The 26,195-nt window shown below is 57.2% G+C and carries 24 protein-coding genes and 1 pseudogene; 22 read left to right on the top strand and 3 right to left on the bottom strand.

Annotated elements, in window-relative coordinates:
* The 8 genes from OS189_RS16440 to OS189_RS16405 form a co-directional block, all read left to right on the top strand.
* Nucleotides 1-1,378: dihydrolipoyl dehydrogenase (locus OS189_RS16440; protein WP_267168422.1), on the top strand; the 1,378-nt coding region annotated here is incomplete at its 5' end.
* A 45-nt stretch (nucleotides 1,379-1,423) separates the two neighbouring features.
* Nucleotides 1,424-2,185: a hypothetical protein gene (locus OS189_RS16435; protein ID WP_267168421.1), complete on the top strand. Its 762-nt coding sequence runs from the start codon at nucleotides 1,424-1,426 to the stop codon at nucleotides 2,183-2,185.
* Nucleotides 2,182-3,342, top strand: a complete 1,161-nt coding sequence (locus tag OS189_RS16430; RefSeq protein ID WP_267168420.1) for an oxygenase MpaB family protein — start codon at nucleotides 2,182-2,184, stop codon at nucleotides 3,340-3,342. The genes OS189_RS16435 and OS189_RS16430 overlap by 4 nt, the downstream gene beginning before the upstream one ends.
* Before the next feature lie 418 nt (nucleotides 3,343-3,760).
* The gene (locus OS189_RS16425) at nucleotides 3,761-5,008 is read left to right on the top strand and encodes an acetyl-CoA C-acetyltransferase (RefSeq protein ID WP_267168419.1); all 1,248 of its coding nucleotides are present in this window, start codon (nucleotides 3,761-3,763) and stop codon (nucleotides 5,006-5,008) included.
* A gap of 46 nt (nucleotides 5,009-5,054) precedes the next feature.
* Entirely contained in the window at nucleotides 5,055-5,834 is a 780-nt protein-coding gene (locus OS189_RS16420) for an SDR family NAD(P)-dependent oxidoreductase (protein ID WP_267168418.1), read from the top strand.
* A gap of 74 nt (nucleotides 5,835-5,908) precedes the next feature.
* Nucleotides 5,909-6,742 (top strand): enoyl-CoA hydratase-related protein, encoded by an 834-nt coding sequence (locus OS189_RS16415; protein WP_267168417.1) that lies wholly within the window; start codon nucleotides 5,909-5,911, stop codon nucleotides 6,740-6,742.
* 44 nt (nucleotides 6,743-6,786) lie between these two features.
* Nucleotides 6,787-7,944: an acyl-CoA dehydrogenase family protein gene (locus OS189_RS16410; RefSeq protein WP_267168416.1), complete on the top strand. Its 1,158-nt coding sequence runs from the start codon at nucleotides 6,787-6,789 to the stop codon at nucleotides 7,942-7,944.
* Between the two features lie 10 nt (nucleotides 7,945-7,954).
* Nucleotides 7,955-9,040 (top strand): CaiB/BaiF CoA transferase family protein, encoded by a 1,086-nt coding sequence (locus OS189_RS16405; protein ID WP_267168415.1) that lies wholly within the window; start codon nucleotides 7,955-7,957, stop codon nucleotides 9,038-9,040.
* Nucleotides 9,041-9,098: 58 nt separating this feature from the next.
* On the opposite strand, the gene OS189_RS16400 is transcribed toward OS189_RS16405, so the two are convergent.
* Entirely contained in the window at nucleotides 9,099-9,743 is a 645-nt protein-coding gene (locus OS189_RS16400; protein ID WP_267168414.1) for a TetR family transcriptional regulator, read from the bottom strand.
* A gap of 412 nt (nucleotides 9,744-10,155) precedes the next feature.
* Here OS189_RS16400 and OS189_RS16395 point away from each other — a divergent pair.
* The 11 genes and pseudogenes from OS189_RS16395 to OS189_RS16345 form a co-directional block, all read left to right on the top strand.
* Nucleotides 10,156-11,274: pseudogene (locus OS189_RS16395) on the top strand (AMP-binding protein); the annotation flags it as partial.
* Complete coding sequence (locus OS189_RS16390) at nucleotides 11,272-11,724, top strand: AMP-binding enzyme (protein ID WP_323380247.1); 453 nt, start codon at nucleotides 11,272-11,274, stop codon at nucleotides 11,722-11,724. The pseudogene OS189_RS16395 and the gene OS189_RS16390, both read left to right, overlap by 3 nt.
* Complete coding sequence (locus tag OS189_RS16385) at nucleotides 11,724-12,734, top strand: phosphotransferase family protein (protein ID WP_267168413.1); 1,011 nt, start codon at nucleotides 11,724-11,726, stop codon at nucleotides 12,732-12,734. Before OS189_RS16390 ends, OS189_RS16385 begins: the two co-directional genes overlap by 1 nt.
* 3 nt (nucleotides 12,735-12,737) lie before the next feature.
* The gene (locus tag OS189_RS16380) at nucleotides 12,738-13,118 is read left to right on the top strand and encodes a DUF6285 domain-containing protein (protein ID WP_267168412.1); all 381 of its coding nucleotides are present in this window, start codon (nucleotides 12,738-12,740) and stop codon (nucleotides 13,116-13,118) included.
* 51 nt (nucleotides 13,119-13,169) lie between these two features.
* Entirely contained in the window at nucleotides 13,170-14,501 is a 1,332-nt protein-coding gene (locus OS189_RS16375) for an acyl-CoA dehydrogenase family protein (protein ID WP_267168411.1), read from the top strand.
* The gene (locus OS189_RS16370; protein ID WP_267168410.1) at nucleotides 14,498-15,346 is read left to right on the top strand and encodes a crotonase/enoyl-CoA hydratase family protein; all 849 of its coding nucleotides are present in this window, start codon (nucleotides 14,498-14,500) and stop codon (nucleotides 15,344-15,346) included. Before OS189_RS16375 ends, OS189_RS16370 begins: the two co-directional genes overlap by 4 nt.
* Nucleotides 15,347-15,377: 31 nt before the next feature.
* The gene (locus tag OS189_RS16365; protein ID WP_267168409.1) at nucleotides 15,378-16,169 is read left to right on the top strand and encodes an enoyl-CoA hydratase-related protein; all 792 of its coding nucleotides are present in this window, start codon (nucleotides 15,378-15,380) and stop codon (nucleotides 16,167-16,169) included.
* A 25-nt stretch (nucleotides 16,170-16,194) separates the two neighbouring features.
* Nucleotides 16,195-17,355, top strand: coding sequence for an acetyl-CoA C-acetyltransferase (locus OS189_RS16360; protein ID WP_267168408.1), 1,161 nt, complete (start codon nucleotides 16,195-16,197; stop codon nucleotides 17,353-17,355).
* Between the two features lie 150 nt (nucleotides 17,356-17,505).
* Entirely contained in the window at nucleotides 17,506-18,663 is a 1,158-nt protein-coding gene (locus OS189_RS16355; protein WP_267168407.1) for a C4-dicarboxylate TRAP transporter substrate-binding protein, read from the top strand.
* 98 nt (nucleotides 18,664-18,761) lie between these two features.
* Nucleotides 18,762-19,310 (top strand): TRAP transporter small permease, encoded by a 549-nt coding sequence (locus tag OS189_RS16350; RefSeq protein ID WP_267168406.1) that lies wholly within the window; start codon nucleotides 18,762-18,764, stop codon nucleotides 19,308-19,310.
* On the top strand, nucleotides 19,303-20,607 hold the full coding sequence (locus OS189_RS16345) for a TRAP transporter large permease (RefSeq protein WP_267168405.1): 1,305 nt from the start codon (nucleotides 19,303-19,305) through the stop codon (nucleotides 20,605-20,607). The genes OS189_RS16350 and OS189_RS16345 overlap by 8 nt, the downstream gene beginning before the upstream one ends.
* 388 nt (nucleotides 20,608-20,995) lie before the next feature.
* Here OS189_RS16345 and OS189_RS16340 read toward each other — a convergent pair whose 3' ends face one another.
* Complete coding sequence (locus OS189_RS16340) at nucleotides 20,996-22,186, bottom strand: acyl-CoA dehydrogenase family protein (protein ID WP_267168404.1); 1,191 nt, start codon at nucleotides 22,184-22,186, stop codon at nucleotides 20,996-20,998.
* Nucleotides 22,187-22,259: 73 nt separating this feature from the next.
* Nucleotides 22,260-23,816 carry an acyl-CoA synthetase gene (locus tag OS189_RS16335; protein ID WP_267168403.1) on the bottom strand — a complete coding sequence of 519 codons (1,557 nt, stop codon included), beginning with the start codon at nucleotides 23,814-23,816 and terminating at the stop codon, nucleotides 22,260-22,262.
* Between the two features lie 262 nt (nucleotides 23,817-24,078).
* On the opposite strand from OS189_RS16335, the gene OS189_RS16330 reads away from it, so the two are divergent.
* The 3 genes from OS189_RS16330 to OS189_RS16320 all read left to right on the top strand — a co-directional run bounded on the left by OS189_RS16330 (nucleotide 24,079) and on the right by OS189_RS16320 (nucleotide 26,193).
* Nucleotides 24,079-24,717 carry a TetR/AcrR family transcriptional regulator gene (locus tag OS189_RS16330; RefSeq protein WP_267168402.1) on the top strand — a complete coding sequence of 213 codons (639 nt, stop codon included), beginning with the start codon at nucleotides 24,079-24,081 and terminating at the stop codon, nucleotides 24,715-24,717.
* A gap of 128 nt (nucleotides 24,718-24,845) precedes the next feature.
* Nucleotides 24,846-25,442: a TetR/AcrR family transcriptional regulator gene (locus OS189_RS16325; RefSeq protein WP_267168401.1), complete on the top strand. Its 597-nt coding sequence runs from the start codon at nucleotides 24,846-24,848 to the stop codon at nucleotides 25,440-25,442.
* Nucleotides 25,443-25,563: 121 nt separating this feature from the next.
* Nucleotides 25,564-26,193 carry a TetR/AcrR family transcriptional regulator gene (locus OS189_RS16320; protein ID WP_267168400.1) on the top strand — a complete coding sequence of 210 codons (630 nt, stop codon included), beginning with the start codon at nucleotides 25,564-25,566 and terminating at the stop codon, nucleotides 26,191-26,193.
* Nucleotides 26,194-26,195 lie beyond the last annotated feature (2 nt).

The raw sequence follows: 26,195 nt of genomic DNA, 5'->3' as shown, positions 1-26,195 counted from the left end.
CGGGGCCGGCACTGCCGGCCTCGCTGCAGAACGCAGCGCGCGCGACAAAGGCGCGCGCACCCTGCTGATTGACGAAGCCTTTCGCGGTACGCTTTGCGCGACCACAGGCTGTATGCCGTCCAAACTTCTCATTGCGGCGGCGCGCGCTGCGCATGATGCGCGTGGAACAGATGTGTTCGGAATCACGACGCAGGAAATCAAAGTCGACGGACCTGCCGTATTGGAACGGGTTCGGCGGGAACGTGATAAATTCGTGGAGGCAACGCGCGGGTCATTCGACGATTTACCAGAGGGGGTCTGCATCAAAGCGCGTGCGCGTTTCACCGAGCAGACGGAGCTTGCTCTTGATAACGGCGATACAGTCAATGCCAAAACCGTTGTTATTGCAACCGGCTCTTATGCAAGTATCCCCGAGCCGTTCAGAGATCTCGGTGATCTCGCCCTCACCAATGAGAGCGTGTTTGAAATGCAAGACCTTCCCAAGTCGCTGGCGGTCATCGGGGGCGGTGCCATCGGGATCGAACTGGCGCAGGCGATATCGCGATTAGGTGTAGAAACAACACTTTTCGATCATGCAGAGACGCTTGGTGGCGCGCAAAATCGCGATGTCCAGACCTCTCTGGCTGATGTGATCGGACAAGAGCTTCCGGTTCATCTGGGCGTCGATGTGAAGGTTGAAAAGGTTGATGGTAACGCCCGGATATCATGGTCAGGTGCCACCAGCGGTTGCCGGGTATTCGACCGTGTTCTCGTCGCGACGGGCCGTCCGCCTGCATACGAAGGTCTTGGCCTTGACGCGGCGAATTTGGAACTTGATGACTACGGGAAGCCGGTGTTTGATCGTAATACGATGCAATGGGGCGATGCACCCGTCTTTATCGCCGGTGATGCGAACGCAGATGCGGCCATCCTGCACGAAGCGTCAGACGAAGGCAGTATCGCCGGTTGCAACGCCGCCCTCTATCCGCAGGTCGAGGCGTTTACACGTACGCCCCGCTTTACACTGACATTCACCGATCCGCCTCTCGCCGTTCTGGGTGAGAGTCCAAACGATACCACGATTACAGGGCACGCTTCTTACGCAGATCAGGGACGGGCCAAGGTTGAGGCTCGTGCAACCGGTCTCGCGCGTCTTTACGCCGAAAAGGCAGGTGGACGGCTTGTCGGTGCCGAGTTGTTCTGCCCGGGTGCCGACCACATGGCCCACTTTCTGATCCACGCGATCCAGCGGGGTGAAACGGCCAGCCAACTGTTGGAGATTCCATTGTATCACCCGACGTTCGAAGAAGGGCTGAAACCGGCACTCCGTGAAATCTGTAAGGCGACGTCAGTTACATTGCCGAAGGGCCGCGCATCTGATGATCCACCAGGATGTTGATCTAGCTCAGAGCAGCCCGATAACTTAATTTGAAAGAGGTGAGTCATGGCCGAGGAAATTGTCCAGTTGAGTGATACGTTCTGGAACATAAGGGGGGATCTGCGGATGGGCGGTGTCTTCAACGTCGGCACCCAATGCTCGTTGGTTAAAGTTGGCGAGGGGCGGTTTGTATTTCTCGATAGCTATACGCTGAAGGGTGAGATCCGCGAGCGCATCATGGCGCTGACCGATCAAGGGCGCTCGGTCGAGGCAGTGCTGAACGTACATCCTTTCCATACGCTTCACTGTGCACAGATGGCCAAAGATTTTCCGTCTGCGACGTTCTATGGATCTTCCCGCCATGCCCAACAGGTGCCCGATGTTGATTGGGCCGCCGACTTGGTTGAAAGTGACGCGGTCGCCGCGCGGTATCCGCAACTAAGCTTTTCCATGCCGGACGGGATTGATTATATCTGTGCGGACGAAAGCGTTCATGCGGGATCGTTGTTAGTGTATCATGCCGAAAGCGGTGCGCTGCATGTCGACGACACGTTCAACGTTTTGCCCTTGCCGAACGCCTTGCGTAAGGTGCTGCCACTCCCCGAGATCGCGCTCCATCCCAAATTGAAAGACGCCCTTCTCGACACGCCGGACGCCGGTGCGCGTTTTTGCGATTGGGCAGAGAGGATCGCGTCGGATTGGTCCGGGACGCGCACGCTTTGCGCCGCACATTCGGCGCTTAGCAAGTTCGGGGAAGGTGAGTTCTCAGAAGCGTTGCGGGCAGCGATCAAGAGGGCTCGGCCAAAGTTGTCAAAAGCACGTTCATGACGCTGCTGCATTGGCCTACAGCACGCGGGTCCCTTGACGCTATTGCACTGCAGTTCGGCACGGATCGCGCCGATCTCATGCAGTGGGCGCTCACCACTGGCGATCCGCTGGCTGATCCGGTTGCAAAACGCATCGCCGAGGGCGACCGTGAATTATCGGCTGCACTTGACCTTGGCCTACGCGAAGGGCTGGCCACACTTGATCAGCCTGATCCCGAACTTGCTGACTTATTTGAAGATATCGAACAGGCGGCAGCCGCAATTGATGGGGATTTGCTGTCCAATGGTGGCGAAGCGTTCCATACCATGCCCCCTGCTGTCCATGTGATTTCTCTCAGTGTAGGCTCGCTCATTCGCGTTTATGAATCGCCGTCGATCGCGGCGGTTCTGTCAGGCACGGGGCGGCTTGTCGAGGGTGCAGACGCGCGGCTGCGCGAAACCGCGAAATGGCTGGGCGAAGCCATGCTGCCCGGCGCTTTGCGCCCCGGTGCGCCGGGGTATATCGCGACCGTTGGTGTGCGCATGCTGCACGCGAAGGTGCGGTTTTACGCTGCCAAAGGTGATTATGATGCCAGCCGCTATGGGGTGGCGATCAATCAGGTGGATCTTGGTCGTACGTGGATGGATTTTACGCGTACTTCCTGGCAGGCTGAAGACAGCCTCGGTTTTGCTCTGACAGGTCAGGAAATTGACCGCCTCTATCGCTTCTGGGGCTACATCGGTCGGCTCCTCGGGGTGGATGCACGGCTTATCAGCGGCATCACGACCCATGCGGCCGCGCGCCGCGTGGATGAAATGTTTGACGCCGTGACCGGCCCGCTGACAGATCAGTCGGCGGTCTTGGCGCAAGCGACAATAGAGAGCGTGGCGGCGCAGCTACATGAAAATACAAAGCTTCCCACAGCGCTCGGGCGCCTTCTTTTGTGGCATCTCACGTACCGCTTTCATGGTCGCGCAAAAGCCGGAGAGCTGCGTGTGCCGCGTGCTGTTCTCATGCGCCCGATTGTCAGCGCCGCGACCACAATCATTCGCGCAAATCGCAGCCGTCTGCGCGCAAACCCCGACGCATGGGCCAGAACGATTGCACGCAACCAGTCGCAATTGCGCGAAAACCTCAAAACGCTCGCAAACAACGCCGAGTATGAAACGCTTTCGTGACAGCTTGGTGCGTTCCCGTTGTCCCCGATTTACATAAACGGAACAGTTGCAGATCGCCTTCATGTCTCGAGGTGGAAGCGTGGCCTTCGAGCAGACCAGCATTCAGCGCGCAAATAGGACGAACGAGCGCTTCAACCCGCGCTATCCTAAAGATGCGATCCAGAACTGAAGCGCAATAACATTGACGTTTTGAAAGTTAATTGCTTGACTAATTAACGTCCGCGAACGATGTTCTGGTCATGAAATTCATTGAGGTCCAGCGTTGCGTGGCAAATACAACTGTTTTACCTTTGCCAAGAAGCAGTCGCCGTGGCGCAGACATCGGCGCGATGCCGGAGCTTGGCGCTATGAGCGCTGCGACAGTCAGCGCCCCTGTATGTCAGCCAGACCCCAGTAATACCGTCCAAGGAGACTTTTGATGTCACAAGCATATATTATAGACGCCTGCCGCACCCCGCGCGGTGTGGGCAAGGTGGGCAAGGGGGCGCTGGCCCATTTGCACCCCCAGCATCTTGGCGCGACTGTCCTCGCAGCCCTGCGCGATCGCAACGACCTAGACACTGCGGATGTTGATGACATCATTTGGGGAACCAGCACCCAACGGGGTAAGCAAGGCGGTGATCTGGGGCGCATGGCCGCGCTGGACGCGGGATATGATATCCGCGCATCGGGTGTCACGCTGGACCGGTTTTGTGGTTCTGGCATCACCACCGTATCACTCGCAGCCGCGCAGATTATGTCCGGTATGGAAGACGTTGTGATCGCGGGCGGTACCGAGATGATGAGCTATACCGCCCAGATTGCAGACCCTAAATCACCGTTTATGATGGACGCTGGCAATCTCAGCTTGCGGGCGAAACATCCGCAGACCCAGCAAGGGTGCAGCGCGGATGCGATTGCGACGCTGGAAGGGATTGACCGCGAAGCCACGGACCGCCTTGCCGCTGTCAGTCAGCAGCGCGCGGCCCACGCGATTGCAGAAGGGCGGTTCGACCGCTCTCTTGTGCCGGTCTATGATCCGGACACCAATGCGCTGGTGCTGGACAAGGAAGAGTTTCCACGCCCCGGCACGACGGTAGAGACTCTCGGTAAACTGAACACTGTGTTTGACAAGTTTATGGAGTTTCCCATCGACGATGCGGGAACCACTTATGGCGATATGATTTATGCGCGCTATCCTGATCTGAAAGGCAAGATGAATTATGTCCATCATGCCGGCAACTCGTCCGGCGTTGTGGATGGTGCGGCCGCCCTGTTGCTGGCATCCGAAGGCTATGTGGAAAAGCACGGAATGAAGCCACGGGCGCGCATTGTGGCCACCGCCAACATCGGCGACGACCCGACGCTGATGCTCAACGCCCCGGTTCCCGCCGCGCGAAAGGTGCTGGCAAAGGCCGGTCTGACCACCGACGATATCGACGTGTACGAAATCAACGAAGCCTTTGCTGTTGTTGCAGAAAAGTTCATCCGCGATCTCGGTCTTGATCGTTCCAAGGTCAACATCAACGGTGGCGCGATTGCGCTTGGCCACCCTATCGGGGCCACCGGTTCGATCCTGATCGGCACCGCACTGGATGAGCTGGAACGCTCCGGCGGGCGCTATGGCCTGATCACCATGTGCGCGGCAGGCGGCATGGCACCGGCGATCATCATCGAACGCATCTGAGCGCGTATACTGGATCATTTTGGAATTTTAAGACGGAGAGACATCAATGAAACTGGATAATTCAATCTCGGCAGTCATCACGGGCGGCGCATCGGGCCTAGGTCTTGCTACTGCACGGGCGCTTGCGGCACAGGGCGTCAAGGTCGCGCTTTTCGATCTGAACGAAGAAGCGGGCGAGGCCATCGCCAGCGAGTTGGGCGGTGTGTTCTGCAAAGTGAACGTATCTGACGAGGCCAGCGTCGATGCGGGTTTTGAAAAGGCACGTGCGGCGAACGGGCAAGAGCGTATTCTGGTAAACTGCGCGGGCATCGGCAACGCGATCAAAACTGCGGGCCGCGACCGCAAAACCGGCGGCATTTCGCAATTCCCAATCGCGGAATACCGTAAAGTGATCGAAGTGAACCAGATCGGCACATTTATCTGCACAGTCAAAGCATCCGCTGGCATGATGACGCTTGACCCCGACGAAGGCGAGCGCGGCGTCATTATCTCGACCGCTTCGGTAGCGGCAGAGGATGGGCAGGTAGGACAAGTTGCCTATTCGGCCTCAAAGGCTGCAATCGTCGGCATGACCCTGCCCATCGCGCGCGATCTGTCTGCCGAGCATATCCGGGTCAACACAATCCTGCCCGGCCTATTTGAGACACCACTGTTGATGGGGTTGCCTGAAAACGTGCGCCAGTCTCTGGGTGCGATGGTGCCCAACCCTGCACGTCTCGGGATGCCGGAGGAGTACGCATCTCTCGCGCTTGAGATTGTGCGCAACTCTTACCTGAACGGCGAAGACATCCGCCTTGATGGTGCAATTCGCATGGCTCCACGCTGAGGGATCATCCGGAGCGGTGCCCTTTGTGGCACCGCGCTTTTACATGGGGCTGCCCCACAACGCAGGAGACTTGAATGACCGACACGCAAAGCGCCGACAGTGATGATCTGGATAAATTCTGGAGCAAGAAATTTGAATATACCAGCGTCACACGGGACGGGCATGTCCTTGAAGTGACGATTGATCGTGCGGATCGATACAACGCGCTTCACGGTCCGGCTCATCATGAATTGCAAGAAATTTTCAACGCCTATGACCGCGACCGCAATCTGTGGGTCGCAATCCTGACCGGTGCGGGGGACAAGGCGTTCTGCTCGGGCAATGACCTGAAGGCGACAAGCGAGGGGCATGACATTCAACCCGGAGAGTCCGGGTTTGGCGGCATCTGCAACCGGTGGGGCCGTGAAAAACCGATCATTGCTGCGGTGAACGGCGTGGCAATGGGCGGCGGTTGCGAGATTGTGCTGGCCAGCGATATCGCGGTGGCGGATGCCGGTGCGAAGTTTGCCCTGCCCGAGGTCAAGGTAGGGCTATTTGCGGCGGCGGGGGGTGTCCAGCGTCTGACGCGCCAGATCGGTAGAAAGGCCGCGATGGAGTTGATCCTGACCGGACGCGCGATTGATGCAGAGCGCGCCTGTGCGTTGGGTATAATCAACCGCGTGGCACCGGATGGAGAGAGCGCGATGGACATCGCCCGTGCCATTGCGAAAGAGATCACGATGGCCTCACCGACAGCGGTGCGTGCCTCCAAGCGTGTTTTGAACATTCTCGAAGAAGACATCGAGCGGCTGCCGGAAGCTTTCAAGGCGAGCGGGCCGGAATTTCAAACGGTTCTGACGTCAAATGACGGCAAAGAAGGGGTGCAAGCGTTTGTCGAAAAGCGCTCACCCAACTGGACCAACAGCTAAATCAATCAGAAATCCCAACGCGAAGCGCAAGTGAGGATACAACCATGATCAAGAGACGCATTTTTGAAGAAGAACATGACATGTTCCGGGAATCCGTGCGCAAATGGATTGCCGCCGAAGTCACGCCAAACGCTGAAAGCTGGCGTGAAGCGAAGCAGGTCAGTAAAGAGGCCTGGCTGTCGGCGGGTAAGAACGGCTATCTGGCGATGTACGCAGATGAAGAATACGGCGGCATGGGTCTGGACGATTTCAGGTTCGACATGATCCTGAACGAAGAGATCGGCAAGGCTGAAAGCTCGTTCTTTGTTCCTTTGCACAACCGCATCGTGGGTCCGTATCTGCACCGCTACGGCACAGACGACCAGAAAAAGAGATACATGCCCGGTGTCGTTTCCGGCGAGACAATCCTTGCGATTGGCATGACAGAACCCTCCAGCGGTTCCGATCTGGCAGGCATCAAGACGCGTGCGGAAAAGCAGGGCGACCACTGGATTCTAAACGGATCAAAAACCTATATCTCCAACGGCCAGATCGCCGGTCTTTACCTGATCGCCGCCAAAACCGATCCGGAAAACCCCCGCGCCATCGGCCTGTTCTGGGTCGAGGAAGGCATGGAAGGATTTGCCAAAGGCCAGAATCTCAAAAAGATGGGGCTGCAAGCGCAGGATACCTCCGAACTTTTCTTTGACAACGTCAAGGTGCCTGCTGCGAACCTCGTGGGGACGGGCAGCGACGGCTTCAAAATCATGATGACCAACCTTGCCGAAGAGCGTCTGATCGGCGCGGACGGCTATCTTGCGCGGGCTGAACGCGCGTTCGACATCACGATGGAATTCATCAAGGAGCGGCGCGCCTTCGGAAAACCCATAGGCACGTTCCAGAACAGCCGCTTTGCGATGGCGGATGTGCGGACCAAGCTTGATGTCGGCTGGGCCTATCTGGATCATTGCGCAATGGCGCATATGGAAGGTGAATGTACCGCAGAGATGGCGGCACAGGCCAAGCTGTTCACCTCTGAAATAGAGGGCGAGATCATCGACACTTGCCTGCAACTGCACGGCGGTGCGGGATACATGGAAGAGTACGAAATCTCACGCCTCTACGTTGATGCGCGGATCAGCCGGATTTATGCCGGAACGTCCGAGATCATGCGCGAAATTATCGGTCGCGGTCTGGGGCTGGACGACCGGAACCGGAACTGAGGAGATACCCGTGTCAGGACCCTTGAAAGGTATGCAAGTCGTTGAAATGGTTGGCCTCGGGCCTGCCCCGCTGGCGGGTCAGCTATTGGCTGATCTGGGCGCCGACGTCATTGTAATTGACCGCGCCCACGCACCTGCGGACAAGACGGATGTGAACCGCCGTGGCAAGCGCTCTGTCGTGCTCGACCTGAAAACAGAGGAGGGTCGGCAGGCTGCGCGTGCTTTGATTAACGCTTCGGGGATCGTGATCGAAGGGTTCCGCCCCGGCGTGATGGAGCGGTTGGGGCTGGGGCCGGACGATCTTGATGATCACGTCATCCTTGGCCGTATTACTGGATGGGGCCAAACCGGACCTCTGAGCAAGTTTGCCGGACATGACATAAACTATCTGGGGCTGACCGGTGCCTTGGCCGCAATGGGGACAGCGAACGCGCCGCCCCCGCCACCTCTCAATCTTGTCGCGGATTATGGCGGGGGCACGATGTTCCTGCTGCTGGGTATCATGGCTGCCGTTTACGAACGACACACCTCCGGCAAAGGGCAAGTGGTTGATGCCGCAATGGTCGATGGTGTTTCTGCGATGATGGGGCTGATCCATACATTCTTGGCCCGCGACCAATGGAGCAGTTTCCGCCAGAACAATGTTCTTGATGGCGGCGCGCCCTTTTATCGCTGCTACCGGACCAGCGATAATCTGTTCATGACCGTTGGCTCGATCGAGCCGCAGTTTCATGCGCTTTTGCTGGAAAAGGCGGGTTTGCCAGCAGAGCACGGCGCGAGCCAGTTTGACCAAACGAGCTGGCACGCCCGTTCAGCCCAGTACGAAGAGGTTTTTGCTGCACGCACACAGGCGGAATGGGTCGAAATTTTTGAGGGAACCGATGCGTGTGTCGCGCCTGTGCTGGCATTTGAAAATGTGGCATCACATCCGCATATGGCTTCACGAGAGGTAATGATTGACGTCAATGGTGTGTCACAGGCCGCGCCGGCCCCGCGATTTTCGCGAAGTGTTCCGGAACCTGTAAAATCACCTGCGGCTGTCGGTGGTGATACGGAGGAAATTCTTGCCAGCTTGAAGGCCTCATCCGGCGGTTGAAGCAGAAAAACTGCCCGTGATCCGGTTGTGCGCCGTGTGGCAATGCACCCGCCGTAAGTCAGGTCCGGGCCATCAATCCACCCATAATCATGGATATTGCTTGCTCGGAGTAGGCTCGACGCAGGTCGTCATCAATTTCGTCAATTTTGTGTATATATTTCAGTACATAACGTGACGAAAAGATGTGGTCACACGCCCCGATGACGATGAAGTAGAAGAAACGGTGATCGAGAGGCTGGAATTCACCAGCATCTACGCCTTCCGCAATCATGCGCTCGTACGCGTCGTGGATGGGCTGGATGTACAAACGTGCCAGCTCCGCACCGATCTCGTCGGTCTCGTCACGCATTGTAGCGGTAAGCAGACGTTGCAGATACGGGTATTTGAAATACATCTTAATCAGCCCTGAGAGATGATAGCGCATTTTGGTGCTCGGACGCATTTCCATCTCTACCAGCTCTTCCAGCTGCGACACGGCCAGAGTGAGATCCCTACCCAAAAGCGCCCGCATCAAACCACTTTTGTTGCCAAAATAGTACTTTACCAAAGCTGAATTCACCCCCGCCTCCGCCGCAATATCGGCTATCGGAATCGAAAGCGTATCGCGTCGGCACATCAGGTCGCTGGCTGCTTGCAGCAGGTCATCGCGGGTAGATGCACCTGCTGAGACAGGAGTTTCATCCGTCAGGGCAGTTGTATTCATTGTCCGACTAACTCCTCGTTCTAATCTTTTCATACGCCCGACTTGGGGCTTTGTCACCCTCCATCTACCTTACACGATCATGTGTATCGAGGACCAGCGTGCAGAATAATATGACTTCCTGTGGCAAATTGGCTTAAATGTCCGGTCATAGATGTCATCCACGTCCGTTCGCCCTGCCTGCACGAGCCATCTGTGCTCAGATCATTTCAATCGTTGGTCGGTGCCCCTCTCTGCTCTGTGTGAATTCGTCGCTTAATTACCACTTTACGCAGGCGTGTTAATCGGATAATTAACTTCCAGATCTGACGGGCTGGATAAAGGCACGCGGGTGCTTTGGCGGCGGGATTGCCGAGCCGCGCGAGTTGCGTCAGATCGTCAAAAGCCGACATGTCCAATCTGGGAGGAAAATGGAATGATCGACCCCGAAGCGATGATCACGATGAGTGTCGTAGCTCGAAGTGCGGCGAAGCGTGCACCGGATAGAATTTGTAACCGCTTTGAGGGTCGCAATACCACCTTTGGAGAATTTGACCGTCGCGTCGATCAGGTTGCTCATGCGCTCGACGCGCAAGGTGCAAAAAACGTTTTTTATCTCGGCAAGAACTGTGATCATGTTTTTGAGATCTATGTCGGAGCGACACGGGCGGGTGGGCTGTTCGCGCCGCTCAACTGGCGGCTTGCGGCGCAGGAGATCACACAGATATTACTGCGATATCCGCCCGATATCCTGTTTGTTGGTCCGGAATTCCACGATGTGGCCGAAAAGGTGCTGGCCGCCCTGCCCCCGACGGTTGCTGTCGCGATGGAGGGCGGTCATGCGGATTGGCCGGCCTACGAAACGTGGCGCGATGCCCAGCCGGCGACCCCGGCCGATGATCGCTCCGCTCCGCTTGACCCTGCGCTTGCGCTGTTTACTTCCGGCACTACCGGCGTGCCAAAAGCTGCGTTAATCAGCCACCGTGCACTGCTCCAGCAGCGGCTGGAAACATTGCCGCAGAAGCTGATCTATGATCACTGGGACGACGATGAAATTGGCCTGATCGCCATGCCGCTTGCACATATCGGCGGTATCGGCTTCTGGAATATCTAGTTCGTAAACACCTGCACCAGCGTGATCGCGCGCGAATTTGATCCGGTTGCAGCGCTTGACTTCATCGAAAACGAACGGGTTTCAAAGCTGTTTGTCGTACCCGCCGCTTTGCAGATAATGATTCAACACCCCCGCGCCAAAGATGTCGATTTCTCGCGTATTAAAGAGATCATGTACGGCGCTGCGCCGATGCCCCTACCCCTGCTGCAAGAGGCGATCGAAGTGATCGGCTGTGAATTCGCGCAGTGCTACGGCATGACGGAAACGACCGGCACCGTTGCGATCCTGCTGCCCGAAGATCACGTTGTCGAAGGGGCGCCGCGGATGCGCAGTGCTGGACGTGCCATGCCTGCAACCGAAATTGCAATCTTCGATCCCGAAGGAAAGCCCGTGGCACCCGATGTAATCGGTGAAGTTGCAGTGCGGTCCTCCTCCAACATGCTGCGCTATTGGAATGATCCCGAGGCCACCGCCAAAACCCTGCGCGAAGATGGCTGGCTGCTGTCAGGGGATGCGGGGTATATGGACGAAGACGGCTATCTCTTCATTCATGACCGGATCAAGGATATGATCATCTCGGGCGGTGAAAATGTATATCCGGCCGAGGTAGAGAGTGTTTTGCACGGTCATCCCGCCATCTGCGAGGCTGCCGTGATTGGCGTGCCGGACGAAAAGTGGGGCGAGGCGGTACGTGCTGTCGTCACCCTTCACAAGGGTGCCCAAATCGACCAGCAGGAAATAGCGGGCTGGATGCGAGAGCGCCTTGCCGCTTTCAAATGTCCCAAGCAGGTGGATGTTATTGACATCATGCCACGAAACGCGTCCGGCAAACTGCTCAAACGTGACCTCAGGACGCCCTATTGGGAGGGCCGCGACCGGCAGGTCAACTGATGCGCGATGCAAATCCCGACAGCGCCGACGGACAGGATGCACTGGCAAAGGCATTGTCGCGGATCGCTCCGCGCATTGATCCCGCCGCCGGCGGCATTGAAAACCTGCAACGGTTGTCCGGCGGCGCAAGTCAGGAAACATGGGCGTTTGAACTGAAAGGTGGTCGGCGGGATAAACTGATCCTGCGCAGGGCACCGAACCTTGACCGCAGCGGTATGTCCGGTATCGGGATGGAAGCGGAGGCGCGGGTTATCACGCGCGCGGCAGCTGCCGGTGTTCCCGTACCACGTGTCGTGCATGAGCTGCACCCTGACGATAAAGCGGGGCATGGATTTATCATGTCACGGATCGAGGGCGACGCACTGCCCGCACGTATCTTCCGCAACAAAAATCTGGCCCCTGCCCGTGCAAAATTCGCCTTTCAGGCAGGGAAAACTCTTGCTGCTATCCACCAGACCGATGCCAGGGATCTGGGAATCCCTCACCAGTCACCACAACAGGCTGTCGATGATCTGCAAGAGCGTCACGCATCGTTCGGCACGCCGCGTCCGGTCTTTTCACTCGCCCTGCAATGGTTGCGCACCAACACACCGGAAAACGTGACACCACGCCTTGTCCACGGTGATTTCCGGATGGGAAACCTCATGCTCGATCCCGAGGGGATCAACGGCGTACTGGATTGGGAACTTGCCCACATCGGCGATCCGCACGCAGATTTGGGATGGCTGTGCATGGAAAGCTGGCGTTTCGGGCGGCCCGAGCCTGTCGGCGGCCTGGGTTCGCGCGCGGACCTGTTCGCAGGCTACGCGGCTGCCGGTGGTGCGCCGATCAATCCCGCGACAGTGCGCTGGTGGGAGGTTCTTGCTGCTTTGCGGTGGGGTGTGATCATCGAAGAAATGGCAGCATGGGTGCGAGACGGCACCGATACCTCGGTGGAGCGCCACGTCATCGCGCGCCGCGCCTCGGAGACAGAAGCGATCCTGCTGCTGCATATGCTGGAGAAGGAATGAACCATGCAAGACGCACCTGAACCGGATGATATTCTTGGCGCTGTCACAAAATGGTTGCGCGGCACCGCTGTCGCGGCCTTGCCGCCCCACGCCAGTTTCGAGGCAAAAGTGGCGGCTGCTGCGATTGATCTGGTCCGCCGCGAGATTGCGGCGCGGAATACAGCCACCGAAGAGGCCGCACGGCTATCCGCAATTCTTGGCATGCAAGGTGATCTGGACAATCTCACGCGCACGTTGTGCGCGCGGATCGACGAGGGCACCGTTGATCTGTCGACACCGGAGCTTGCCGATGTGTTGATTGCATCCACGCTGGATAAAATATCTATCGACCAGCCGGATTTCTCCGCAGTGGCGCGCTTGCGCAGATTGGCAAGCGGCGCATGACACCCACCGACCGCCCCTTTCGATATGCCCGTGAAAAAAGGACTTTTTAGGATGAATTTTGATCTGCCGCCAGACATCACCGATCTGCTGACCCGCATTGATACCTTTATCGACGCCGAAATCGCCCCCTTGCAGGCGCAGGACGACAACGAGCGGTTTTTTGATCACCGCCGCGAATGGGCGCGCACGGATTTTGAAAACGGCGGTCTACCGCGCCCCGAATGGGAGGCGCTGATGGCCGAGGCCGTCGCGCGGGCGGACAAGGCCGGGCTGTACCGGTTCTCCCTACCGGCCGAGTTTGGCGGGCAGGACGGCGGCAATCTGGCCATGGCAGTGGCCCGCGAGCATATGGCGGCCAAGGGATTGGGCCTGTTCAATGATCTGCAATCCGAACACTCGATCGTCGGAAATTTTCCTGTAATTGTCATGCTGCGTGATTTCGGGACCGACACGCAGAAAGAAACCTTCATCAAAGGCGCGCTGAACGGCGATATTCGCATGGCTTTCGGCCTGACAGAGCCTGATCACGGATCTGACGCGACCCATATGGAGACGCGCGCAAAACGTGAAACCCGAGATGGGAAACAGGGCTGGCGCATCGACGGTGAAAAGATGTTGGCCACAGGGATGCATACCGCGACCCATTGCGTCACCTTTGCACGCACGTCGGGCGAGGATGGTGATGCGCAAGGCATTACCGCGTTTCTGGTACCAACCGATACGACAGGCATGAAGATCGAGGAATATCTGTGGACATTCAACATGCCCACCGACCACCCGAGGGTCAGCTTTAACGATGTCTGGGTGCCTGACGATCTGATGTTCGGGCCCGAGGGGGGCGGTTTGGCATTGGCGCAATCCTTTGTGCATGAAAACCGCATCCGGCAGGCGGCGTCGTCGTTGGGTGCTGCCGTTTATTGTATCGAGGAATCAGTGCGCTATGCCCGTGCGCGCAAGCCGTTCGGCACCGAACTTGCCGCCAATCAGGCGATCCAATTTCCGCTGGTCGAGCTGGCATCCCAAGCCGAGATGCTGCGCCTGTTGATCCGCAAAACCGCATGGGAAATGGACCGGATGCCGCATCCGGAAGTCGCCAAACATCTGTCCGACAAGGTAAGCATGTGCAATTATCAAGCCAACCGTTTGTGCTGTGATGCCGCAGATCGGGCGATGCAAATACACGGCGGCGTTGGATATTCACGGCACAAACCGTTCGAGCATATTTACCGTCACCACCGCCGCTACCGGATCACCGAAGGCTCCGAAGAAATCCAGATGCGCAAAGTGGGTGCATATCTGTTCGGCTATCTCGGGCCGCGCCGTGGTAAAATACCTTTGCCGACACCGCGCAGCATCGACCCATCCGTGCGTGACGCAAAATGAGTGTTGTGCAAACCGACATCACCGGTGGCGTGATGACCCTGACCCTCAACCGACCTGACAAGCTAAACGCCTTCACGGTCGAAGTGATGAACCAGTTTATCGACGCGATTGACGTTGCGGATGCAGATGATGCTGTTCGTTGCGTGGTTGTAACAGGTGCCGGACGCGCCTTTTGCGCCGGAGCGGACTTGTCCGGCGGGGCTGAAGGTTTCGTTGATGACGCGCCGGAAGATGACGGAACGCCCATGCGCGATACCGGCGGGCGGCTGGCCCTGCGCCTGTTCGACAGCCTCAAGCCGGTCATTGCTGCGGTTAACGGCGCCGCTGTGGGTGTCGGTGCGACGATGCAGCTTCCGATGGATATGCGCCTTGCCTCTTGTGATGCGCGGTTCGGATTTGTCTTTGCCCGCCGTGGTATCGTGCCCGAAGCCTGCTCGTCATGGTTTTTGCCCCGTGTGGTCGGCATTTCCAAAGCGATGGAATGGAGCGCCAGCGGCAGAATATTCGACGCGCAAGAAGCACTTGATGCAGGGCTGGTCCGCTCTGTTCACGCCCCCGGTGATCTGCTGGGCGCGGCACAAGAGCTGGCTGAGGAGATCGGCGCAACTACCGCGCCCGTCTCGGTCGCTCTGACCCGGCAGATGATGTGGCGGATGTTGGGCGCTGCCCACCCGATGGAGGCACACCGCGTCGATAGCAGGGGTGTCGCTGCGCGGACTGCCTCCGCAGATGCGTCCGAGGGTGTCGAGAGCTTTCTTGAAAAGCGCGCGGCAGACTTTCCCGATCGTGTAAGCGACGGTCTGCCCGATATTTTTCCCGACTGGACGCCACCCGACTGGCGGTAAGCGTAAAATTCAACATACCGAGGAGCCTTAGATGACCACCAACCCTACCGATGACCGCATCCTTGTCACACGTGACGGTGCTGTCTGCATCATCCGTCTGAACAATCCGGACGCGTTGAATGCTATGGACATGGAAATGGCAGTGGCCCTGCGTGACACGCTGCGCACCGAAGCGACATCCGCAGGTGCAATTATTCTGGCAGGGGACGCGCGCGCCTTTTGTTCGGGTGCAAATCTGTCAGGTGATATTGCGCCAAAAGGCAGCGATCTGGATGCAGGACTTGCGCTGGAAGACGCCTATAATCCGTTGATGGAAACGATACGAGCCCTGCCGGTTCCTTTTGTGACGGCAGTGCGTGGTGCGGCGGCAGGGGTTGGCGCGTCGCTGGCGCTGTCGGGCGACATCATCGTTGCGGGGCGCTCGGCCTACTTTCTTGAGGCGTTCGCGCGTATCGGTCTGGTGCCTGACGGTGGCGCGGCATGGTTGCTAACCCGCGCTGTGGGCCGCGTTCGCGCGATGAAGATGATGCTGCTCGCTGAAAAGCTCTATGCAGAACAGGCCTTCGAATGGGGTCTGATCTCGGAACTGGCAGAAGACGATGCCGTCGAGGAGGTTGCTCTGAAATTGGCGCAAAAGCTCGCGGCGGGTCCGACCCGTGCACTGGCCCTGACGCGGCAATCCGCTTGGGCGGCTTGCGATGCAAGCTTTACCGAATCCATTCAGCTTGAGCGTAATTTCCAGCGCGAAGCGGGGCAACATCCGGATTTTGCCGAAGGCGTGGCCGCGTTCCGCGAAAAGCGCCCTGCCCGCTTTGGCGAATAACCCACTACAATCGAAAGGTATCACTATGACCGAAGTCTATATCTGTTCTGCATTGCGCACTCCCGGTGGTAGGCGCGGGGGCAAAGTCTCGGGGTGGCATCCAGTTGATCTGGCCGCGCATGTCCTGAATGCAACACTCGATTCCACCGGAATTGACCCGTCCGCTATTGAGGATGTGATCATGGGATGCGTCAGCCAGACCGGTGAGCAGGGGTTGCACGTGGGTCGCAACGCGGTGTTGGCCTCTCGCCTGCCGCAGTCGGTTCCGGCAGTCACCATTGACCGGCAATGCGGATCATCACAGCAATCAATCCATTTTGCCGCGCAGGCGATCATGTCGGGAACGCAGGATGTTGTCATCGCGGCGGGTGTCGAATCAATGTCGCGGGTGCCGATGGGTGCAACCGGCGCATTCACCCGCAGCTTTGAAGCCGGATCGGCGAAATCGCCGGGTCTGGACAAGGCCTACCCCGACATTGCGTTCTCGCAGTTTGTGGGTGCGGAGATGGTTGCGGAAAAACACGGTTTCAATCGTGAGGATCTGGATGCCTACGCTGTGCGCAGTCACCAGCGTGCTGTCGCTGCTGCCGATGCCGGTCACTTCGATGCAGAGATTGTGCCGCTTGAACTGGAGGGCGGCGGGATGCACACGCGCGACGAAGGGATGCGAAGCGATGCCTCGATGGAAACCCTTGCAGGATTGCGCACCTTGCAAGAGGGCGGCGTGATAACCGCAGGCAACGCCAGTCAGATTTGCGACGGAGCCTCTGCCGTGTTGCTGGCAAGCGCGGATGCGGTCAAGACCCACGGATTAACGCCCCTCGCTCGTATTCATGGATTGACGGTCACTGCGGGTGATCCCGTCATCATGCTGGAGGAGCCGCTGTTTGCAACCGACCGTGCGCTGGCCCGCGCCGGTATGAACATCGGCGATATCGACCTGTACGAAGTGAACGAGGCCTTCGCCTCTATCCCGCTGGCGTGGCTTAAACACACCGGTGCCGACCCCGAGCGGATCAACGTCAACGGGGGCGCTATCGCTCTTGGTCATCCACTGGGCGGATCGGGCGCAAAGTTGATGGCAACACTCGTCCATGCTCTTCGCGCACGGAACATGCGCTATGGCCTGCAAACAATGTGCGAAGGGGGCGGGCAGGCCAACGTCACAATCATCGAAGCGGTTTGACAACTAAATCTTGTCATATAAAAATGTTAACTATACGATTAATTGAGGCGGATGGTGCGCGTGTTCTAGCCGACATCATCCGCCGCCACAAAACAAGAATACAGCCGGGGAACAGCTCCGGATACCTGATCTGTAAAAGGGAGATACGATATGATTAATACCACAAAAATTACCAGCGGTGCCGCATCGCTTTTGATCGCGGGCGCTGTCGCGACCGTCTTTGGCGGTGCTGCGAGCGCCAAAGATTTGCGTTATGCCATCGGCTGGCCCGCCGGTGCCCTTCCTGTCGAAGCGGTCCAGACCTACGCCGACACTGTCGAGGAAGCTTCGGATGGCGACATCACTGTCAAAGTATTCCCGCTGTCGCTGCTGAACTTTCTGGAGTCGAGTTCCGGTGTGCGCGATGGAATTGCGGATATGACCACAGTTCTTACGCCCTATTTCCTTTCCGAGTTTCCCAACACAAACTTTGCAAGCGAACTGGCCAGCCTGAGCGAACTCGTCGAGGGGGATCGTGACCGGATGGTCTTTGCCTATACCGGTGCAATCATGGAATACGTCCTGTTCAACTGTGACGCTTGCGTTGCAGAGTTTGAGGCGCAAAACCAGATTTATACAGCCGGTGCAGCCACACCGCCCTATATGCTGCAATGCACCAAGCCAGTAACGTCCGCCGAGGATCTCAAAGGGACCCGTGTGCGCGCCGGCGGCGCATTCTGGAGCCGTTGGGTCGAGGCGATGGGTGCCACGCCTGTTTCAATCTCGGTCAATGAAACGTTCGAGGCACTTAACCAAGGGGTGATCGACTGCACGGCCTCCTCTGCGTCCGAGCTGACGAACTTCAGCTTTATCGACGTTGTGACGGACATTACCACAGATATACCTGGATCGTCCTTCTCTTCCGGTGTGACCAACGTGAACCTCGACACATGGCGCGGCCTTGACGATGCAGGGCGCACAGCATTGCTGCGGGGCTCCGCTGCGGTGGCAGCACACTTGAACTGGGCGTATTGGACAGAGGCAAAGGACAATGTTGCCAAAGCCGAAGAGCGCGGTATCAACTTCCGTACTGCGGAACCGGAAATGCTGAAGGCAAGCCGTGACTGGATCGAATCCGATGTAACGGCGATGGTGGATGCCTATGCCGAGCGGGGCGTGGAAAACGGTGCTGAAAACGCGCAGAAGATGCGGGATATCCTGATGAAATGGGTGCCCATGGTCGAAGGTGTAGAAACTGTCGAAGCTATGACGGAACTCTATTGGACCGAAGTGTTGTCCAAGGTAGATGTGGCAACCTACGGTAAATAGACCATAGGAGCGCCGGATCGCGTGTATGCCTAAAAGGCACGCACATGGTCCGGCGCCGCAACTTAACGATCCCACTGCCCTTCACCCAAGAGGAACCTATGCGCTTTTTTCAACGTCTGCTTGAACCGCTAATTTCTGCGATGGGGCTTGTCGGACTTATCTGCGTCACGCTGATGATGCTTCACGTTACAACAGACGTTTTGCTGCGTTTTGTCTTTAATCTACCGATTGGTGGCACAATCACCATCGTTTCCAACTACTATATGGTCATCCTCGGGTTCGGTTCTCTGGCGGTGGCAGAATCGCGCGGCGCGCATGTGTCGGTTGAAGTTCTAACCGAATTGATGCCGCGCAATGTACAGACCGGACTGGCCTCTATGGCTGCTCTTCTGGGCGCGGTAGTGTTCGGCTTTCTGACCGTTCGCACATGGATCGAAGCCATGGCGAAAATGGAGCTTGGAGCGGCGATGCAGCAGGGGACGATGACAATTCCTGTCTGGCCCAGCTATTTTGCTCTCCCGCTTGGCTGTGGACTGATGGTTTTGACGTCCCTTTGGCGCGCGGGAGCATTGGCGACCGGTGCGCCTTCTACATTCGGTCCTGACATGTCGGACCTTGAAAACTACGGAGATCCCAAAGATGAGTGATATCGAGATCGGACTCGCCGGCCTCGGCATCCTGTTCATGCTGATCGCGCTGCGTGTGCCCATCGGGCTTTCGCTGATAGGCGTCAGCTTCGGGGGGCTTTATGTCCTCATGGGTTGGAATGTCGCGTGGGGCGCGCTTGCGATTATGCCCTATCAGTTCGCAGCAAACTGGGTGCTTAGCTCAGTTCCGATGTTCCTGCTGTTGGGTTTTATCTGCTACCACGCAGAGCTGACTCAGGGAATGTTCCGCGCTGCACGGGCATGGACAGCTTCGCTGCCGGGTGGATTGGCGATTGCCGCCGTCTTTGGATCGGCGGGTTTCGCCGCCGTCTGCGGATCATCGGTTGCGTGTTCCGCCGCTATGGGCCGCATCGCCGTGCCGGAGATGATCCGTGCGCGTTATGATGCCCAGCTTGCCACCGGAACTGTTGCTGTCGCTGGGACCATTGGCGCGCTTATACCGCCCTCCATCATCCTTATCCTCTACGGAGTCATCGCACAGGTATCAGTCCCAAAGCTGTTTCTCGGCGGCATTACCGCCGGTATAATTACGGCAATCGGCTATTGCCTGGTGATCGTCATCCGCGTGAAGCTGAACCCTGCGCTTGCCCCTGCTGACATCAAAGTACCGTTGTCCGAGCGGATGGCTGCGTTGAAAGACACATGGCCCATCGTTGTGGTGATGATCGGCATTTTCGGCGGCCTGTTCTCCGGTGCGTTTACGCCGACTGAAGCGGGTGCTATCGGCGCCTTCCTGTCCTGCTTAGTCGGACTGGCCCGGAGGACTCTGGACTGGCGGAGGTTTCGTATGGCTGTCGAGGAAACCATGATCACCACCGCAGCATTGATTGTGATCGCGGTAGGCGCAACACTGCTCACGCGGTTTCTGACCCTGTCGGGGGCCGGTGACTTCCTGTCGGAATCGATTATCGGTATATCCGCGAACCCTACGATGATCCTGTTAGGCATCATTCTGGTGTACCTATTGCTGGGCATGTTCTTGGAACCGATTGGTGCAATGCTGCTCACCATGCCTATCGTTCTGCCTATCGTAGAGGATGCGGGCTGGTCGCTGTTGTGGTTCGGCATCGTGCTGACCAAACTTCTTGAAATCGGTATGATCACCCCCCCGATCGGGATGAACATTTTTGTGATTAAAGGAGTTATCGGAAACCTTGCGACCACCACCCAGATTTTCAGGGGTGTGACATGGTTCATCGTCATGGATCTTCTTGTATTGGCCCTGCTGGCGCTCTGGCCCCAGATTGTTCTAATCCTGCCCGAAATGATGGGCTAACGCCACAGACCAAAGCGGCGGTTATGTATTGCACGCCACTACCGCCGTTCGCTTTGCTATGAGTGGATCAAGATGTACGAGCGGCGCAGACCTGCCGGTCGCTCGCCGATGATCAAAATGATAGCCGCCTCCGTCCGCTCTACCGGTAGCGCATGCCGTACTCGATTAAGACGCGTCGGTATTCGGCTCGGGGGTTGTGGATCAGCGCAGTCAGTACTGCCAAACCACCGGGATCGCACACTGCAAATGCAAGAGCTACCCTGCCGACCCCCGCCATTCCGCTCCCACAACGGAGAGGTCGATCTTTGAAGTGCAACCAGAGAAGTTCCCTAAACTTCGTTGTTATCAGAAGATATCTGTCTGGGCCGCACTTGAAAGCGCGTCAGTCTCAAGATGATTGCGCGTTTTTCCAATCCCGCTTGATCTTTTTGGCAAGCGACCATTTGTGTACCTCCGTCGGACCATCATAGATGCGGAAGGCGCGGATTTCGCGGAACACCTGCTCGACGATGGTGTCCCCGGTCACGCCTTGCCCGCCCATCACCTGCACACAGCGGTCGACCACACGCATCAGCGCCTCGGACACCGCCACTTTGGTCATCGAGCTTTCAGCCGTGCCCAAAACATCGGTATCGAGGATGTCGGCACACCAATACACCATCAGTTCGGCCTGCTTCAGGTCAATGAGGTTCTCCGCAAGCATAAAGCCGACACCCTCATGATCGACAAGCGGCTTGCCGAAGGCCATACGACGGTTGGCGTAGTCGGACGCGATCTCGTTGGCGCGAATCGCAGCGCCCAACCAGCGCATGCAATGAGTCAGTCGCGCGGGCGACAGCCGTACTTGCGCATAGCGAAACCCCTCACCGCTTGTTCCAAGCATTTGGGTTGCGGGAATGCGCAGATTTTCAATCGACACAACCGCGTGTCCGCCGGGCATCGAGTTGTCGATGGTGTCCAACACCCGCTCGATCCGTATCGCAGGATCGGGCAGATCGACGAGGAACATGCAGGCACCATCATCGGATTTCGCCATGACGATACCCATACCGGCACCCTCGGCGCCGGTGATGTAGGTTTTTCGCCCGTTAATGACCCAGTGATTGCCGTCCATCTTGCAGGTGGTCTGCATCATCATGGGGTCGGAGCCTGCGCCGCCATCTTCTGCAGGTTCGGTCATGAAAAACGCTGACCGCATTTCGCCGCGCACCATAGGATCAAGGAATCGCGCTTTCAGTTCAGGCGATCCCTCTTTGCCCAGCAGATACATGTTGCCTTCATCAGGCGCGCCCACGTTGCAGGCCACCGGCCCCAGCGGAGACAATCCCGACCGGATCAGCACTGCGGCTGTTTCGCGGTGGCTCAGATGTTCGCCGTTCTCCAGAATATGCGGCGTCAGGACGCCCGCTTCGCGCGCTTTGCCCTTCATCTCGTTGGCAAGGGCATCTGTCGGTCCATGGGACGTTTTTCGGCTGTCCTTTTCGTAAGGCACGATCGTTTCACGCACGAAATCTTCGACCTTTCCGGCAATTTCCAGTGCCCGTTCAGACATGCGTGAATTTTCGAGTGCAAAGCTCATTCTGGCTCCTCCTGTTCATGCAAAAGGCGCCCGACCTGTTTGCTCGTGATATCCATATTTTATCGTTTTAAAGTCATACCTTTGGCCCCTCGGAGGGCCAGTAGGACGCTTTCAATTTCCGTTTGATGAGCTTGCCAGTAGGCGTTCGAGGCAAAGCATCATGGAAATCAATGCTGCGGGGGGTTTTGATCCCGGACAGTCGCGCGCGGCAAAAAGCAATCAACTCGGCGGCTTTCTCAGGCGAAGCGACGCATCCGGCACGCACCTGCACCACCGCTTTCACTTCTTCGCCCATCTCCTCGTTTGGTACACCGAAAACTGCCGCATCATCGACGTCCGGATGCGCGATCAGCGTGTCCTCGGTCTCTTGCGGGTAAATGTTCACGCCACCGGATACGATCATATTGGACACACGGTCCGTCAGAAACAAATACCCGTCCTCATTCAGGTAGCCCACATCCCCCAAAGTCGAACACCCCGGACGCAGATAGGCTTGCGCCGTTTTCTCGGGCGCGCCGCGGTACATAAACTCTATACCGCTATCAAAATAAACTGATCCGATCTCTCCGGCGGGCAGTGCTTTGCCCCCCTCGCCGACAATAACGATATTCCCGAGCAGTGATTTCCCGACCGTTCCGCAATGGCGCAGCCAATCGTCTGACAATGCCAATGTGACGCCGTTCGCCTCGGAGCCCGCATAATACTCCACCAGTATCGGCCCCAACCAGTCGATCATCTCGGCTTTGACGTGCTGTGGGCAGGGCGCTGCCGCATGAAACACGTACTTTAGAGACGACACATCAAATTGCCCGCGCACGTTTTGCGCCAGTTTCAGCATCCGCACAAACATCGTCGGCACGACTTGGGTATGGGTCACACCACGGGCCTCGATCAGGTGCAGCAGATGTTCGGCGTCGAATTTCTCCATGATGATGACGGTGCCACCCAGTTGCACTGTCATCATCGAAAACCGCAACGGCGCAGCATGATACAATGGCGCAGGCGATAGATAAACGGTATCCGAATCCATTTGACCGACCGTTTCGCACAAGACGGTCATCAGTGCCGGAATGACGGTTTCAATGGGTTGCGGCTCGAACTGTCGCACGATTCCTTTCGGTTGCCCCGTTGTGCCAGAGGAATACAGCATGTCCGCGCCAGCCGCTTCGTCCGCAATGGGCAGTGCCGGCATGGCATCTGCAAGCGCCTGCCAGTTGTCAGTCCGCTCGTTTGTACCGCCTGCGATGAAAAAAAGAATGTCGGGGCAGGCCGCGCGCAAATCCGGTAGATGCTGCGCATAAGCGATAGAAATCACCATGATTTTAGCCGAACAATCGCGCGCGATATAGGCGATTTCACCCACAGTCAGATGCGTGCTAATCGCGGAATAAAATACACCGGACCGCTGCGCGGCCCATGCAAGCACCATGAGGTCGAGACAATTCTCGAACAACAAGGCGATGTGGTCTCCCTGCTCAACACCCAGTGACCTCAACGCCTGCGCGCCTTGATTGGACCGATCGTTCAGCGCTGCATAACTGAGTTGAGAACCATCACTAGCCATGCGGTAAGCGATCTTGTTGGGTTGGGTTCGAGCAAAAGCAGACGGGTGTTTCGTCGCGCAGGTCATCCCCTAGCCTCCGGCAGTCAGCGTAACAATTTCCGCACTAGGCGGCCGTGCTCTAAGGCACGTCCTACGGATTTGACAGGATGCTAGAGCCGCTCTTTTCATTTTTCAAGCAGTGTATTAATTTTTACGTAACCGGGTATCATCACCGTACTTTTGTCTGGTAGCCATATCCGCGAACCATTTGTAAAAGGGTATTCAAATGGCCGAGACCCGAAAACAAAGCAAAGGAGCGCGCACCCGAACGCAGCTAAAAAAGGCTGCGATGAAACTGTTTGCCGAACGGGGGGTGGAGAATGTTACCATTCGCGATATTCAGGTTGCCGCGGGCCAGCGCAACAATGGGTCTATCACATACCATTTTGCGTCACGCGATGCGCTGATCCGCGAGCTGGTTCAAGACGTAGGGAAGATTCTCGACGACGCTAACAACGCGCGTCTTGATAATCTAGAGGCGACTGGAGAGCCGCTATCTGTCCGCGATGTGACCGCAATCCTCATCCCTTCACTATCACAAGATGCTGACGGGTTAGCACCTGAGGATGCGTACAGTATCCGTTTTTTCGCCTCCGTTATGTTGACCCATCGCGAGCTGTTATTCGAGGCGACGGCCGGTCAGGACCGTGGAACACGAAGGTGTTTTGGGGCGATCCGGCGCCTTGCCCCCGACATGCCACCGCAAATATTGCAGCAACGCTTGATGCTGACGCTGTTCTTTGCTGTGTCTGCCGCTGCGTCGATGGAGGCAGCAGCACAGAACCGACACATCTGGCAAAACCTGTGGGGGCAGGCGTCGTCACGCTCAAACCTGGCGGATACGATGGCGGGCATCATTCTTGCGCCGGTTTCAGAAGAAACTCTGGCCCTCGCGACCAGCCCGCAAGCCAACCCTTCCAGCCTCTAGCCTTACAACGATCTGGTGTCCGACAAATGACTCGGCAGAGCGATCTCTATCGGTCGTTGCCTCTTCGCATAGACATTTAACATCATTGGACATATTCACCCTACAGTGTTCAATTTTTGCGGTTCAAGATGAAACCTGTTCAACAACGCCTTCACAATGCCGCGCTCAAACTGTTTGTCGAGACGGGCAGCAAACATGTAAACGTGAGCGAGTTGGCCAAAGAAGCCGGTGTCGTGCGCGGCACCGTCTACAACAACATCAAAGATCCGGACATGCTGTTTGATCAGGTCGCCAGACATGTGGTCACAGAAATGAACGCGCGGGTCGAAAGTCGGCTGATCGGCATCGCCGATCCGGCGGAACGCTATGGCATTACATTGCGTGCGCCCCTGCAACGGGTGATGAACGAACCTGTCTGGGGCCGGTTTCTGGTCCAGTTCGCGATATCGAATTCCATACTTAACGGTTATTGGCGCGGTTCCCCGTCAGATGCCATCGCACAAGGCATAAAAAGTAACCGTTTTGAGTTGCAAGAGGACGAGGCCCTATCGTTTCTTTCGCAAGGGGCGGGCGCTACGTTTTCGCTGATGATCCTTGTTTTGAACGGCTACAAAACATGGCGCACCGCTGGTGAAGAGCTGGTGTATTGGCAGTTGCGCGCCCTGGGCCTGTCTCTGGAAGATGCGCGCGACATCTCGCGGCGTCAGCTGCCCGACAGTCACTAAGCCTTCCCTATCGCCCCACAGCCTGAATCATTTGCAATCGTGACAAGACTGTTGACGTGTGAAGATCAACACCTTAGACAATTTATGAACACATCTGTTCAATTTATTGCAGGAAAGCTGGATGGCGAAGGCCGATCGCACCAAAGAGACAATATTTAACGCCGCGATGAAGCTGTTTGGCGACACGGGCGGAGAATGCCTTGGTGTGAGCGATCTGGCACATGCGGCCAACCTGTCGCGCGGTACGATCTACAATAACCTTGACGATCCAAGCGTCCGGTTCGACGACCTGACCCCCATTCTTGCGCGCGACCTTGAAGATCTGATTTGCCAGAGCTTTGAGGGTATCGGGCATCCCGCAGATCGCATTGCGATCATCATCAAAACAATTATCAAACGCGCGCATCGAGAGCCGGTTTGGGCGGATTTCGTGAAACGCTATGTTCTGGTTGATACCGATTTGCAGAAATTCTGGTCAAACGTTCCCGCAAGCGAAGTGCGGCGCGGACAGAGCATGGGCCTGTTCGAAAACGTAACCGACGACGTATCATCCATCATTTCTGTCATGGGCGGATCGACGCTGATCGGGATGTTATACGTACGTCAGGGTGTCAAAGGGTGGCGCGACACCGGCACGGAAATAGCGGAATTGGTACTTCGTTCCTTGGGAATGGATAAGGCAGGGGCGCACAAACACGCACGAATTGCCTTGCCCGATGTTACAAACAGGATGTTCTCTATGGTTGCGTAATG

It is taken from the genome of Sulfitobacter sp. F26169L (assembly GCF_026410285.1).
Classification (GTDB): Bacteria; Pseudomonadota; Alphaproteobacteria; order Rhodobacterales; family Rhodobacteraceae; genus Sulfitobacter.
The sequence above is the reverse complement of the archived record's forward strand: the minus strand, read 5'-3'. Positions and strand labels throughout refer to the sequence as shown.

Bases quoted from the DNA above. Each gene is read 5' to 3' on its own strand.
- OS189_RS16435 (WP_267168421.1), top strand. From the start codon at position 1,424: ATGGCCGAGGAAATTGTCCAGTTGAGTGATACGTTCTGGAACATAAGG.
- OS189_RS16430 (WP_267168420.1), top strand. From the start codon at position 2,182: ATGACGCTGCTGCATTGGCCTACAGCACGCGGGTCCCTTGACGCTATT.
- OS189_RS16425 (WP_267168419.1), top strand. From the start codon at position 3,761: ATGTCACAAGCATATATTATAGACGCCTGCCGCACCCCGCGCGGTGTG.
- OS189_RS16420 (WP_267168418.1), top strand. From the start codon at position 5,055: ATGAAACTGGATAATTCAATCTCGGCAGTCATCACGGGCGGCGCATCG.
- OS189_RS16415 (WP_267168417.1), top strand. From the start codon at position 5,909: ATGACCGACACGCAAAGCGCCGACAGTGATGATCTGGATAAATTCTGG.
- OS189_RS16410 (WP_267168416.1), top strand. From the start codon at position 6,787: ATGATCAAGAGACGCATTTTTGAAGAAGAACATGACATGTTCCGGGAA.
- OS189_RS16400 (WP_267168414.1), bottom strand. From the start codon at position 9,743: ATGAATACAACTGCCCTGACGGATGAAACTCCTGTCTCAGCAGGTGCA.
- OS189_RS16390 (WP_323380247.1), top strand. From the start codon at position 11,272: ATGCTGCGCTATTGGAATGATCCCGAGGCCACCGCCAAAACCCTGCGC.
- OS189_RS16385 (WP_267168413.1), top strand. From the start codon at position 11,724: ATGCGCGATGCAAATCCCGACAGCGCCGACGGACAGGATGCACTGGCA.
- OS189_RS16380 (WP_267168412.1), top strand. From the start codon at position 12,738: ATGCAAGACGCACCTGAACCGGATGATATTCTTGGCGCTGTCACAAAA.
- OS189_RS16375 (WP_267168411.1), top strand. From the start codon at position 13,170: ATGAATTTTGATCTGCCGCCAGACATCACCGATCTGCTGACCCGCATT.
- OS189_RS16370 (WP_267168410.1), top strand. From the start codon at position 14,498: ATGAGTGTTGTGCAAACCGACATCACCGGTGGCGTGATGACCCTGACC.
- OS189_RS16365 (WP_267168409.1), top strand. From the start codon at position 15,378: ATGACCACCAACCCTACCGATGACCGCATCCTTGTCACACGTGACGGT.
- OS189_RS16360 (WP_267168408.1), top strand. From the start codon at position 16,195: ATGACCGAAGTCTATATCTGTTCTGCATTGCGCACTCCCGGTGGTAGG.
- OS189_RS16355 (WP_267168407.1), top strand. From the start codon at position 17,506: ATGATTAATACCACAAAAATTACCAGCGGTGCCGCATCGCTTTTGATC.
- OS189_RS16350 (WP_267168406.1), top strand. From the start codon at position 18,762: ATGCGCTTTTTTCAACGTCTGCTTGAACCGCTAATTTCTGCGATGGGG.
- OS189_RS16345 (WP_267168405.1), top strand. From the start codon at position 19,303: ATGAGTGATATCGAGATCGGACTCGCCGGCCTCGGCATCCTGTTCATG.
- OS189_RS16340 (WP_267168404.1), bottom strand. From the start codon at position 22,186: ATGAGCTTTGCACTCGAAAATTCACGCATGTCTGAACGGGCACTGGAA.
- OS189_RS16335 (WP_267168403.1), bottom strand. From the start codon at position 23,816: ATGACCTGCGCGACGAAACACCCGTCTGCTTTTGCTCGAACCCAACCC.
- OS189_RS16330 (WP_267168402.1), top strand. From the start codon at position 24,079: ATGAAACTGTTTGCCGAACGGGGGGTGGAGAATGTTACCATTCGCGAT.
- OS189_RS16325 (WP_267168401.1), top strand. From the start codon at position 24,846: ATGAAACCTGTTCAACAACGCCTTCACAATGCCGCGCTCAAACTGTTT.
- OS189_RS16320 (WP_267168400.1), top strand. From the start codon at position 25,564: ATGGCGAAGGCCGATCGCACCAAAGAGACAATATTTAACGCCGCGATG.